Genomic DNA, 13,605 nt, shown 5'->3' on the forward strand with positions numbered 1-13,605 from the left:
ATGAATCCTTGTTTACTCAGCGTCTAACATATTGCGCTGAATTTTTAGTTAAATTCGAGTTCTACCTGGCTTTTGCCAAGCAACTGTTTTAAATCGTCGAGTAATGTATCACTTGGCGTAACTCGCCACTCGGTGCCCAATGTTAACCGCGCTCTGGCGTCGGCACGCTGGTAGTATACATTGACGGGTACGGTTCCGGCTTTGTGCGGTTCTAAAATACGGCTGAACTGCTCAAAAAACTGATCGTTGATCTGATTTGCATCTATCGATACCGACAAACCACGAGCGTATTTCTCGCGCGCACTGCCGAGATCCATAACTTCACGCGCCGACATTTTAAGGCCACCGTTGAAGTCATCAAAGCTGACCTGTCCAGAAACGACCAAAATTCTGTCTTTTTCGAGAAGTTCAGCGTATCGATCCAGCGCATCTGAGAACAACATCACTTCCATGCGGCCACTTCGGTCATCCAGTGTCATAATACCAATTCGTGTACCACGCTTGGTCGTCATTACACGAGCGGCAATAACCAGGCCGGCTACCGTGACAGATTGATCGCGGCGAGTGGGCGTTGCGTCTTTTAGTCGACAACTGGTGTATTTGTTTAGTTCCTTTACGTAGGCGTTAATTGGGTGCCCTGTCAAATATAGACCTAGGGTATCACGCTCGCCCTCTAACCACACTTTTTCTGGCCAAGGCGGAACCTGCGTATACTTATGCTCTACTTCTTCAGGTGCATCCGTTAGCACACCAAACATATCCGTTTGACCAAACGCCTCAGCTTGGTGATGTTGACTTGCTGCTTTTACCGCATCATTGAGTGACGCCATCATCGCCGCGCGGTGTGGGCCTAGTCGATCCAACGCGCCCGCGTAAATCAGCTTCTCTATCACTCGTTTATTGACACGTTTTAGATCAACTCGAGCACAGAAATCAAATAGGTCTTTAAAGTGACCACCTTTATTTCTCGCCTCAAGAATCGCATCGATAGGGCCCTCACCAACCCCTTTTATCGCACCAATACCGTAAACAATTGCGCCATTTTCATCAACATTAAAGCGATATAGGCCAGAGTTGATGTCTGGTGGCAGCACGGTAAGCTTCATACGGAAACACTCATCGACCAAGCCAACGACTTTTTCCGTGTTATCCATATCGGCTGTCATTACCGCAGCCATAAATTCGGCAGGATAATGTGTTTTCAGCCAAAGAGTTTGATAAGAAACCAATGCATAAGCAGCAGAGTGCGATTTGTTAAAACCATAACCGGCGAACTTCTCTACCAAGTCGAAGATTTTCATCGCCAACTCGCCATCGATACCGTTCTTTATCGCACCTTCTTCAAAGATAGCACGTTGTTTTGCCATCTCTTCTGGCTTTTTCTTACCCATTGCACGACGAAGCATGTCCGCACCACCTAGCGTGTAACCTGCTAAGATCTGCGCAATCTGCATTACCTGCTCTTGATACAGGATGATGCCGTAGGTTGGATCAAGCGTCTCTTTTAGCGACTCGTGTTGCCACTTTTCATCTGGATAAGAGATCGCTTCTCGACCATGTTTACGGTCGATAAAGTTATCTACCATGCCCGATTGCAAAGGACCCGGACGGAAGAGTGCTACCAATGCGATGATGTCTTCGAAACAGTCTGGCTGAAGTCGTTTAATCAGCTCTTTCATGCCTCGAGATTCAAGCTGGAATACTGCTGTCGTTTCAGAGTTTTGCAACAAACGGAAAGAGGCAGGGTCTTCTAACGGTATGGATTCAATTTGAACCGGTTCTTTACCTTCTCGCTCTAGACGTGGGTTAATCAGCCCTAACGCCCAGTCAATAATGGTTAAGGTACGTAAACCCAAGAAGTCAAACTTAACTAGGCCAGCGGTCTCAACATCGTTTTTATCAAATTGAGTAACCGGGAAGTGACCTTCAGCGTCTGCATAAATTGGCGCAAAGTCGGTAATTGTTGTAGGTGAAATTACAACACCACCAGCGTGTTTACCGGCGTTTCGCGTACAGCCTTCCAAAATATGACACATGTCGATGAGTTCTTTAACTTCCTCATCAGCCTCATACAATTCAGGTAGTGCAGGTTCAGCTTTAAACGCCTTATCTAGCGTCATGCCCGGATCGGGCGGGATCAGCTTTGAAATACGATCAACAAAACCAAATGGATGACCCAATACGCGGCCAACGTCACGGATTACCGCTTTTGCCGCCATGGTACCAAATGTGATGATCTGAGACACCGCGTCGCGACCGTACATTTCTGCAACGTGGTCAATAACCTGGTCACGTTTATCCATACAGAAATCGACGTCGAAATCGGGCATCGAAACACGTTCTGGGTTCAAGAAACGTTCGAACAGCAAGTCGTATTCTAATGGATCCAGGTCGGTGATTTTTAATGCGTAAGCCACCAAAGAGCCGGCACCGGAACCACGTCCAGGACCTACAGGAATTCCATTATCTTTTGACCACTGGATGAACTCCATTACGATCAAGAAGTAACCAGGGAATCCCATTTGGTTGATAACATCTAGCTCTATCTGAAGACGTTCATCATATTCAGGGCGGCGACGTTTTCTCTCTTCCTCATCTGGAAATAGGAACTCTAAACGCTCTTCCAACCCCTCTCGGGATTTCATGACTAGGAACTCAGTCTCTTTCATCCCTTCGGTTGGGAAAGCTGGTAGGAAGTACTCACCTAAGCGCACAGTCACGTTACAACGCTTCGCTATCTCGACACTGTTTTCTAACGCTTCAGGAATATCAGCAAACAGCTCACACATTTCTTCTTCTGTACGAAGATATTGCTGCGGACTGTAGTTTTTTGGCCTACGCGGATCTTCTAATGTGTAACCATCGTGAATCGCTACGCGTATTTCATGAGCATCAAATAGGTCTGGACTCAGGAATACAACTTCATTGGTCGCCACTACTGGCAAGTCTTGCTGCTCTGCCAATTCAACCGCAAAGTGAAGATAAGTTTCTTCATCTGGACGACCGGTACGAAGTAGCTCAAGATAAAAGCGATCTGGAAAATGCTGTTTATAGAAATCAACACACCCTTGCACTATTTGACGGTTGCCTTTCAAAAGGCCGCGACCAATTTCCCCGCTTTTACCGCCGGATAATACAATCAGGCCTTCAGACATTTCAGCCAACCAGGCTTTGTCAATCACTGGGTGGTGTTGAACATGTCCACGTAAGTACGCTTTTGATATCAATAACGTCAGGTTCTTATAACCTACATTATCCGCCGCAAGCAAAGTCACTTGTGTCAGCTCTTCACCAAACTCGTCCGACTGCATTTTAAAGTCAGCACCAATGATCGGTTTAACACCACTGCCATGCGCCGTACCGTAAAACTTCACCAAACCACATAGGTTGGTAAAGTCGGTCAACGCCATTGCGGGCATACCGAGCTCAGCAACTTTCTTTACAATTGGCGGAACTTTGTTGAGGCCATCCACCATCGAGAAGTCACTATGAACACGCAGGTGGATGAATTTGGGATCTGACATTAACAGGTACCGTGTAACTCTATTTTGTTGGGGATTCTAACCTAAAGAGGTTGGGTTTATAACACCAATTAGATCGTTTGATTATTCTATGCCTAACGCTTTTTTTACTGGCTTGAAACTCTTGCGGTGTTCACTGATCACTCCGTGTTGCTCAATCGCTTCAAAGTGCACTTTAGTTGGGTAACCTTTGTGCTTCGCGAAGCCAAATTGTGGATGAAGTTTATCCAACTCTTCCATCTCTTGGTCACGCACGACTTTGGCAATAATGGAAGCCGCACTGATTTCGGCAACACGTAGATCGCCTTTTACTACAGCTTGAGCATCCATTGGCAGCTCCGGACAACGGTTACCATCAATCAACACCAAATCAGGTTGAACCTGTAACCCCGCCACTGCACGCTGCATCGCAACCATAGTCGCCTGCAAAATATTCAGTTGATCGATTTCTTCAGGAGAACAACGCCCGACCGCCCACGCCAATGCTTTTTCTTTGATTTCAGGAAGCAGCGCCATGCGTTTCTTTTCGGTCAATTTTTTCGAATCGTTCAACCCTTCAATAGGATTGTTAGGATCAAGGATAACCGCAGCGGTGACGACGTCTCCTACCAAAGGGCCACGTCCTACCTCGTCGACTCCGGCCACAAGCTGATAACCTTGCGGATATTCAAACGGAGGGAGTTCAACTTTGGTTTTGGTCACTTTTGGTTTAACAGCCATGATAAATCTCTATTTCTCAATCAGTTTTAGAACCGCGTTTGCGGCTTGTTGGTCCGCATCTTTACGAATCCAATGATGCATTTCCGTAAACTTATCTAACATCGGTTTATTGTCGCTTTCCAATAAGCGAGAAACCTCAGTAAACAAATTGTCTGGTGTGCACTCATCTTGTAGATATTCTTTGACGAGCTCATCATCCGCCAAGATATTCGGCAATGACACATACTTCGTTTTCAATAGACGTTTAGCTAAAAAAGCAGTAAATGCATTCACACGATAACCCACCACCATTGGACGCTTGAGAAGCATACACTCCAACGCTACGGTACCGGAGGCCAACATCACGGCATCGGATGCGGTGATGACGTTGCGTGCGGTGTCATCAACTAACTTGAAGTCCAACTCTGGCGCTAGCTCTTTCCATGCTTGTTCAAACTGCTCACGGCGTTTTTGATTAACAAGCGCGACAACAAACCCCAGTTCTGGAAATTTTTTATGGAGTAACTTGCAGGTTTCAATAAATGGCTCTGAGAGCATTTTTAACTCGCTACCACGACTGCCTGGCAGGACAGCAAGCCACTTTTTATCTTGTTCTAAACCAAGCAACTCACGTGCAGGCGCTTGTTCTGATTCTAGTGGGATGGCATCAGCCAAGGTATGACCAATGAACTCGCAAGGTACATTAAATTTGTCGTAGAACGCTTTCTCAAACGGAAGAAATGCTAGTACCAAGTTCGTTGCCGCTTCTATTTTAAAGATGCGCTTCTGACGCCAAGCCCAAACAGACGGACTCACGTAATGAACGGTTTTAATGCCCGCTTGCTTGAGGTCAAGCTCCAAGCGTAAGTTGAAGTCAGGAGCATCGATCCCGATGAAAACATCAGGCGGATTCTGAGTAAAATACTGAACGAGCTCAGCTTTCACTTTAAGAAGTCTCGGTAAGCGGCCTAAAACCTCGACTAATCCCATCACCGCAAGCTCTTCCATATCAAACAGAGACTCGCAACCTTGGGCTATCATTTTCGGACCGCCAATGCCTACGAACTCTGCGTCTGGATATTGCTGCTTTACTGCTTTGATAAAGCCTTCACCTAGCGTATCGCCAGACAATTCTCCGGCAATGATGCCAATACGTAATGGTCTTTCCATATCTACTTCGCTATTTTTCCTGTGCGCTATGGATAACGGTTTGCCTTATCCATAAAACACAAAAAGATCGTAACCTCAAATTCGGTCACGATCTTTTTATTTATTGGTTCATTCGCCAATTAACGAATAATGCCACGTTCCGTCGTTTCCAGAATATCTGAGAAACGCTTCACTGCTGGCCACTCTTGAGCCATTTCAGCTAGAATAGGCTTCACTTCTTCTAGCGTCTTACCTGAACGGTAGATTTCTTTATACGCTTTTTGTAGCGCACGAATCTCTGGTTTCTCAAAGCCATTACGCTTCAAGCCAACAAGGTTCAAGCCGAAAGGTGTGGCGTGGTTACCTTGCGCGAGTACGTAAGCTGGGACATCTTGCACCACTGCTGAACAGCCGCCAATGTACGCGTAAGCGCCCACTGTACAAAACGGATGAATCGCAGACAGTGCCATCACACCGGCATAATCATCAACAGTAACGTGACCACCAAGAATCGAGTTATTACCGATATGAGTGTGGTTACCAATAACAACATCATGCGCAACGTGTGCATTCACACACAATAAGTTGTCATCACCAATGATCGTGGTTGCTTTGTCTTGCACTGTGCCGCGGTGAACTTGGACCGCTTCACGAATGACGTTACGATCACCGATAACCACAGTTGTGTCTTCACCACCGTATTTTTTGTCTTGGTTTTCTTCACCAATGACAGCATGTGGGAAAATACGGTTATCTTTGCCAATAGTTGTGTGACCTTTGATCACAACGTGAGACATCACTTCTGTGCCTTCACCAATTTCAACCGTAGAGGTGATGTACGTAAAAGGACCTACTGTTACGTTAGCACCAATTTTGGCGCCCTCTTCTACCACCGCTGCCGGGTGGATTTTAGCGGTTTCATGAATCATATTAAAACTCTCGACGAGCACACTTCAGTTCTGCAGAACATACCACTTCGCCGTCAACTTTTGCTACACCGCTAAATGCAGCAATGCCGCGACGTTCTTTCAGAAATTCTACCTCAATAACCAATTGGTCGCCCGGAACCACTGGTTTACGGAATTTCGCGCCGTCTACGCTTGCAAAGTAGTACAGTTCATTTTCTGTTGGTGCACCAAATGATTTAAATGCAAGTAAGCCTGTTGCCTGAGCCATTGCTTCTAAAATCAAAACACCTGGGAATACTGGTAGTTGAGGAAAGTGACCTGTGAACTGAGGTTCGTTAACCGACACGTTTTTAATCGCGTGAAGGTACTTCTCTTCTTGGAAGTCTATCACTCGGTCGATCAATAAGAATGGGTAGCGATGAGGTAGTAGCTCTTGAATTTCAGAGATGTTCATCGTTTTCTTTTCAGTAGTCAAAGTCGTCTTCCTATATCAATTTTTTGCCGCCAAGATGGCAAACGTGGCAACAGGTCGTAAAGCCGAATCGCTTTGCAATATACTAGCAAAATACGCACCATCTTGGAGTTAAATCTACTTAGAGCGCGTCATTATAGAAGAAAAAGACCCGCATTTCGCGAGTCTTCTTACAGAATATGGAACTAGAACTTGTTAGCTTTCACGTTAAATACAGAGCGAAAGATAACTTGTTCTAAATTTCTTCTTTCTGTTCCAGCTGTTTTTCAACCGCTTTCAGGCGCTTATTCATCTCATCAATACGGTGAACTCGAGTTGCAGTTTTACGCCACTCTCTGTTCGTTTGTAGTGGAATACCTGATGAGTAAAGGCCTTTTTCTTCGATACTGCGCATTACCATGCCCATACCTGTAATCGCCACACCATCTGCGATAGTGATATGGCCATTCAGAACAGACGCGCCGCCAATCTGGCAGTACTTACCAATTTTTGTACTGCCCGCGACAATAGTACCACCAGGCATCACGGTACCATATCCGATCTGCACGTTGTGCGCGATTTGAAGTTGGTTATCCAGAATGACATTGTCTTCAATGATAGTATCTTCGAGTGCACCGCGGTCAATCGTAGTACAAGCACCAATCTCAACGCGGTTACCGATACGCACTGAACCAAGCTGAGGAATTTTAATCCACTCGCCTTTGTCATTCGCATAACCGAAGCCATCAGAGCCAATAACGGTGCCCGATTGAACAAGACAGTCATCACCCAATGACACTTCATGATAGATAGTGACATTAGCCCAAAGCTTGGTGTTATTCCCTAGCTTGGCGTTCTTACCGATAAAACAACCAGCGCCAACGCTTACGTTGTCGCCGAGTTCCACGCCCGTTTCAATCACGGCGTTAGCGCCGATTGTAACGTTCTCACCCATCTTAGCGTCAGCGGCAATCACAGCACTTGGTGCAATATCGTTTGCCGGCTTTGGTGTGGTATCCATCGCTTGAACCACACGAGCAAATGCGACATAAGGGTCTGAAACCACTAACGCATTTCCAACGCATTGATCTTTATGCTCAGCCTTTACCATAACAACGGTAGCTTGGCACTCAGAAAGGTGTTTTGCGTATTTTGGGTTAGACAAGAAGGTTACGTCACCTTCTTGTGCTTTATCCATTGGAGCAACACGGCTTACAACGAGAGACTCGTCACCAAACAGCTCACCCCCGGTAATTGTCGCCAATTCGGCTAATGTTAATGTCTTCATAACTTCTTATTTTAGAGCTTTAATTACGTCTTCAGAGATATTGTATTCTGGCTTGCCGTACTGCAAAGCCGAGATATCAATCACAAGATCGTAACCATTTTTGTCTGCGACTTTCTTAACTGCATCTTGAATCGTTTTGAAAAGCTTCGCTTTTTCTTCAGCTTCACGACGCGCACTTGCTTTTTCCAGTGCTTGTGCTTTCACTTTGTACTCGCTGTCGAGCTTCGCGATATCGATACGTAGCTTTTCAACTTCGTCTTGACCCAAAAGCTCGCCGTCACGTTGTAGCTTCTCAATCTTTGTTTTAGCTTGTGCTTGGATTGACTTCAGTTCATCAGCTTTGCTTTTGAAGTCTTTCTGCATTTTTTGTAGTACAACTTCACGTTGAGGAAGAGCTTGAAAAACTTGAGCTGTATTTACGTAAGCAATTTTCTGTGCAGCTTCTGCCGCATTTGCAAACATTGAAGAGCTCAGTACAAGAAGGCCAATCCCAGCCGCTTTGATCATTTTATTCAAAATATTTTCCTCTTTAGAAAGTTCTACCGATAGTGAATGTGAAGAACTCTTCATCATCGCCATCAAATTTCTTAATTGGTTTCGCTAGTGAGAATACTAGTGGCCCCATTGGAGACATCCACTGCAACGCCGCACCGTAAGAAGAGCGGTAGTTGGTTGGATCTGAGTAATCGTAGTAGTAACGGTCACCATATTCCGCACCTGAATCGCGGTAGTCAAACTCCGTATCCCAAACACTTGCCATATCAAAGAAGATACTGGTACGAATTTGGTTTTGTACTTCTTCTGATGCAAATGGTGTTGGGACAATCAACTCAACACTTGCTAGCGCTACGGCGTTACCACCAACAGAGTCATCTGTTGCTGTATCTGCGCCATTGTTTGAACCAGATGTATCACGGTAAACCGCTTTAGGACCAACAGAGTTTGAGCCAAAGCCACGAAGCGATGTAAAGCCACCTGCGTAGTAGTTTTCGTAGAATGGGAACAAGTTATCGTTGCCATCCGTTTGACCGTAACCATTACCGTAACCTAAGCGGCCACGGAACAAGAGGGTAAACTCATGCTTTTTAGTCAATGGCACATACTGACGAACATCGTACTGCATTTTGAAGTATTGAACGTCAGAGCCAGGTACGGTCATTTTATAGAATGCACGCTGATGGTTACCTGCCGTAGGGAAGTAGCCACGGTTTAAGTTATTACGTGTCCAAGAGATATTGAAGTCGAAGTCGTTTGTGTTCAACGCTCCACTAGAATCAATGTTGTCTGCTTGTGCTCGTAAGAACTGCTCTACCTGCAAGTAAGGCGATAAGTTACCGATCTTGTTGTGCGTATAACCGACACCGAATTCAAAACGGTTCAACTCATCGAATGGGAAGCCCCACGTTAAGCTCGCGCCATAGCTTTCGTTGGTATAGTCAACGATATTGGCTTCTTTCGCTTCAAATTCGTTATAGAAAACCTTACCACCCAAGCTTACACCGTCTAAGTTCCAGTACGGATCACGGTAATCAAGACTGATGTTTTTCTGGTAGTCATTCATCATCGCGTTGATACCAACACGGTTACCGCTACCAATAAAGTTATCTTGTTGCAGGCCAACCTGGAAGCTCACACCCGATTCTGTACCGTAGCCAACACCGAAGTTAACGCTACCAGAGTTCGCTTCTTTGACAGAGTAAACTAGGTCAACTTGATCATCACTACCAGGAACTCGAACCGTCTGTACTTCAACATTTTCAAAGTAGCCCAAACGATTTAGACGAGTTTTACCCGTTTCAATCGATTTCGAGTTCAACCAACTGCCTTCCATCTGACGCATTTCACGACGAAGGACTTCATCTTTGGTTGAGTTATTACCCGTGAAGCGAATATCACGAACATAAATTCGGTTACCCGGGTCTACGTTAACGACCAAAGAAACTTCTTGATTCTCGTCGTCAAACTCTGGAATGGTATTCACTTGAGGATAAGCATAACCGGACTCACCAAGCACACGCTTAATCCCTTCTTCCATTGAAGTCACCAACGAGCCGTTGTATGTCTCATTGTCTTCAAATGGCACAAGTCTTTCGAACGTCGCTTCCTCACCAATCAAATCACCACGGAACTTCACGTCCTTAACGGTGTAAACCTCGCCCTCTTCTAGACCAAGAGTAATGTATACCCCTTTCTTGTCAGGAGAGATTGCAACTTGTGTCGAATCAACGTTAAATTTTAAGTAACCACGATCCAGGTAGAATGATTTGAGTGCTTCAATATCACCTGCAAGAACTTGCTTTTGATACTTTTCATCAGAAAGGAAATTCCACCACGGCACATCAACATTTAAGTTAAAGCGCGAAAGCAGTTCTTCATCACTGAACACTTCATTACCGATAAAGTTGATTTGCTGAATTTTTGCCGACACACCTTCAGTAAAGACAAACTTAAGATCAGAACGATTACGTGGTAGTGGAGTCACCACCGCTTTTACTGTTGCGTTGTATTTACCTACGCTGTAGTAAAAGTCTTCTAAGCCTTTTTCAATGTTGCTTAGCGTGGTGCGGTCAAGCGCTTCACCTTCACGAACGCCAGACGCGTTCAGGTTTTCTTGTAGCTGCTCGTCCTTGATTGCTTTGTTACCTGAAAAAGAGATGCTTGCAATGGTAGGACGCTCTTTGACTTGAACCATCAGAACACCACCGTCACGCAACACTTTCACATCTTCAAAGTTACCAGATGCATACAGGGCGCGGATAATTTCTGCAACATCGCCTTGGCCAATGGTATCACCGACACGTACAGGCATTTTCAACAATGCAGCACCCAGTGCTACACGCTGCAATCCATCGATTTCAATATCTTGAACTACGAAGTTCTCTGCTCCATTTGCAGATACACTGGTCGCCAGTAAACTTGCAAATAGAATTCGCTTAATCGCCATACTTGTTCTAATTATTCCTTGCTACTGCTTTTGTCTCTGAACTATCACAGACGAGTAAAATCATTAAATAGCGCTAACGCCATGAGCGAGAAGATGATCGCACCACCAATTCTAAAGCCCATTTCCTGCACTTTCTCAGGAACAGGACGTCGAATGACTGCTTCAATTGCAAAAAACAACAAATGACCGCCATCCAACATTGGTAAAGGAACGAGATTAATAATACCTAGGTTAACACTAATTAGAGCGAGAAAACCTAAAAAGTAGACCAAACCATAATCTGCTGTCGCGCCTGCGCCTTTGGCTATTGATATTGGTCCACTCAGATTATTCAAACCAACGTCTCCAACAATCAGCTTCTTAAGCATGCTGATTGTCAAACCAATGACTTGGCCAGTTTTGTCTACTGCTTTACCTATTGACTCGAATACACCAAACTGAAGATCGAAGCGATAACTTTCTGGCCATTCTGCGACTTTAGGTGCAATACCTGCAAAACCAACGACTTCTTTGTTAGCTAGCTCACGGCTACCGGGCGTCAGCGTCAATGTTTGCTCATAACCCTGACGCAACACCGTCAATTCAAGCGGTGTATCAGGATTAGAACGAACCGCTTCAACCACTTGCTTCCATTCGGTTACGCGTTGTTGACCAATTGCGACAACCTCATCACCTGGAAGCACACCGGCTTTTTCCGCCGCTCCACCTTGCGAGACCTGCTCGATAACTCGATACACCTCCGGTGTATACGGAGCAAAACCTAACGACTGCATCGCTGACTGAGTTTCTGGGTCGAACTTCCACTCACGTAAATCGAGCGTTTTCGTTACTTCTGAACCAACTTCATTCGCTGACGTTAGTGTTACCGTCATCAAATCATCGCCAATATGAGAAATCAATCCCATATTTACTGATTCCCAATCCGGAGTTTTGATACCAGATATCGATTTAAGTTCCATTCCAGATTCAATTCCAGCTTCCGCAACAATCGAATTGGGCGTAACTTCACCAATTACAGGCTTAACAGCCGGGATACCAATTAGAAATACCAGCCAATAGGCAAAAATTGCGAAAAGAAAATTAAAGATGGGGCCAGCCGCAACAATAGAGGTTCGCTTCCATAACGGCTTCTTATCAAACGCTAGGTGCTTCTCATGTTCTGGCACCTCATCGACACGGCTATCAACCATTTTCACATAGCCGCCGAGAGGGATCATTGAGATGCTGTACTCCGTTCCGTCTTTGCCTACTTTACTCCAAATAGACTTGCCGAAACCGATTGAAAACTTTTCAACTTTAACGCCGCAACGGCGAGCAACCCAAAAATGCCCAAATTCGTGCACGGCAACAAGAATGCCCAGTGCGACGATAAAAGAAATGAGATTCCACAATATACCAGTCATCAGCTACGCTCGCGTATGGTTTCTAGGGCAATAGTTCGTGCCATTCTATCTAGCTCGAGCAAGCTTTCCAAGCTATTCGCATTCTCAGCTTTGCAGCTTGCGTTGATTTTATTCAACACAGACTCATTGATGCGAGCAATATCGGTAAAACCTAGTCTGTTATTTAAAAATGCATCAACAGCGACTTCATTAGCTGCATTCAATGCCGTTGTTGCGTGTTGACCTTCATAACAAGCATCAATTGCGAGTTTTAAACATGGGTAACGAGCAAAGTCAGGCTGCAAAAACGTCAGCTCACCAACTTTCGTGAAGTCTAGCGGCTTAACCCCAGCTTCTACTCTTGACGGGTATGACATGGTGAGCGCAATTGGCGTCGCCATATCCGCTTCTCCCATTTGTGCCAAGACCGAACCATCACGATACTGAACCATAGAATGAATCACAGATTGAGGATGAATAACCACCTTCAGTTGTTCGCGAGCAGCATTAAATAGCCACTTAGCTTCGATATACTCAAGGCCTTTATTCATCATCGTGGCAGAATCAACAGAAATTTTTGGCCCCATCGACCAGTTTGGATGAGCGATCGCCTGAGCGGGTGTCACCTGCTCCAGTTCTGCGATGTCAGTGTAACGGAAAGGACCACCAGATCCAGTCAACAAAATATGAGAAATGCCATGTTCTTGTAAATTGCAACGACCTAGATTGGTTTGTACTTGCTGTGGTAAACATTGGAAAATGGCGTTGTGTTCACTGTCGACGGGAAGTAGCTCTGCGCCAAATTCTTCTACAGCATCAATAAATAGCTGGCCTGACATTACAAGTGCTTCTTTATTTGCCAACAAGACTCGCTTACCTGCTTTCACGGCAGCCATGGTAGGCAATAAGCCAGCGGCTCCTACAATAGCAGCCATTACACTGTCGACCTCGTCCAGCGAAGCAATATGGCATAGCGCATCAACACCACCTAGCACTTCGGTACCTGGCGAAACCGAGTGTAGCTCAGCTTGAAGTTGAGACGCCGCAGCTTTATCTGCCATGACCGCATACTTAGGTTGCCACTGACGACATAGACCGATCATCTTTTCAACGTTAGTGCTTGCCGCTAAGGCAACGACAGAAAACAGATCTGGGTTTTGTTCGACCACTTTAAGCGTGCTTGCACCAATTGATCCAGTAGCACCAAGAATCGTTAACTTTTGCATGTTGTAAGACCGTTAGAAAGCTCAGGAGCGACGACGC

Annotated in this window: 10 protein-coding genes; all 10 read right to left on the bottom strand. The window is 45.4% G+C overall.

The annotated features are described in order from the left end of the window. Nucleotides 1–44: 44 nt before the first annotated feature. Entirely contained in the window at nucleotides 45–3,524 is a 3,480-nt protein-coding gene (dnaE, locus tag R7Q47_RS09270; protein WP_005385364.1) for a DNA polymerase III subunit alpha, read from the bottom strand. Between the two features lie 81 nt (nucleotides 3,525–3,605). Then, complete coding sequence (gene rnhB / locus R7Q47_RS09275; protein WP_167415389.1) at nucleotides 3,606–4,241, bottom strand: ribonuclease HII; 636 nt, start codon at nucleotides 4,239–4,241, stop codon at nucleotides 3,606–3,608. 9 nt (nucleotides 4,242–4,250) lie between these two features. Beyond that, on the bottom strand, nucleotides 4,251–5,390 hold the full coding sequence (gene lpxB / locus R7Q47_RS09280; RefSeq protein WP_017636041.1) for a lipid-A-disaccharide synthase: 1,140 nt from the start codon (nucleotides 5,388–5,390) through the stop codon (nucleotides 4,251–4,253). 119 nt (nucleotides 5,391–5,509) lie between these two features. Further along, nucleotides 5,510–6,298, bottom strand: a complete 789-nt coding sequence (lpxA, locus tag R7Q47_RS09285; RefSeq protein WP_005380357.1) for an acyl-ACP--UDP-N-acetylglucosamine O-acyltransferase — start codon at nucleotides 6,296–6,298, stop codon at nucleotides 5,510–5,512. 1 nt (nucleotide 6,299) lies between these two features. Further along, nucleotides 6,300–6,752 (bottom strand): 3-hydroxyacyl-ACP dehydratase FabZ, encoded by a 453-nt coding sequence (gene fabZ, locus R7Q47_RS09290; RefSeq protein ID WP_005380349.1) that lies wholly within the window; start codon nucleotides 6,750–6,752, stop codon nucleotides 6,300–6,302. A 232-nt stretch (nucleotides 6,753–6,984) separates the two neighbouring features. After that, entirely contained in the window at nucleotides 6,985–8,016 is a 1,032-nt protein-coding gene (gene lpxD, locus R7Q47_RS09295; protein ID WP_167415390.1) for a UDP-3-O-(3-hydroxymyristoyl)glucosamine N-acyltransferase, read from the bottom strand. 6 nt (nucleotides 8,017–8,022) lie between these two features. Continuing rightward, nucleotides 8,023–8,532 carry an OmpH family outer membrane protein gene (locus R7Q47_RS09300; protein ID WP_005391804.1) on the bottom strand — a complete coding sequence of 170 codons (510 nt, stop codon included), beginning with the start codon at nucleotides 8,530–8,532 and terminating at the stop codon, nucleotides 8,023–8,025. 13 nt (nucleotides 8,533–8,545) lie between these two features. After that, on the bottom strand, nucleotides 8,546–10,960 hold the full coding sequence (gene bamA, locus R7Q47_RS09305; protein WP_005391802.1) for an outer membrane protein assembly factor BamA: 2,415 nt from the start codon (nucleotides 10,958–10,960) through the stop codon (nucleotides 8,546–8,548). Nucleotides 10,961–11,004: 44 nt separating this feature from the next. Further along, the gene (rseP, locus tag R7Q47_RS09310) at nucleotides 11,005–12,363 is read right to left on the bottom strand and encodes a sigma E protease regulator RseP (protein ID WP_005380334.1); all 1,359 of its coding nucleotides are present in this window, start codon (nucleotides 12,361–12,363) and stop codon (nucleotides 11,005–11,007) included. Then, a complete protein-coding gene (gene ispC, locus R7Q47_RS09315; protein WP_005385353.1) occupies nucleotides 12,363–13,568 on the bottom strand; it encodes a 1-deoxy-D-xylulose-5-phosphate reductoisomerase in 1,206 nt (401 codons plus the stop codon). The genes rseP and ispC overlap by 1 nt, the downstream gene beginning before the upstream one ends. Nucleotides 13,569–13,605 lie beyond the last annotated feature (37 nt).

It is taken from the genome of Vibrio sp. Vb0349, from assembly GCF_033338975.1.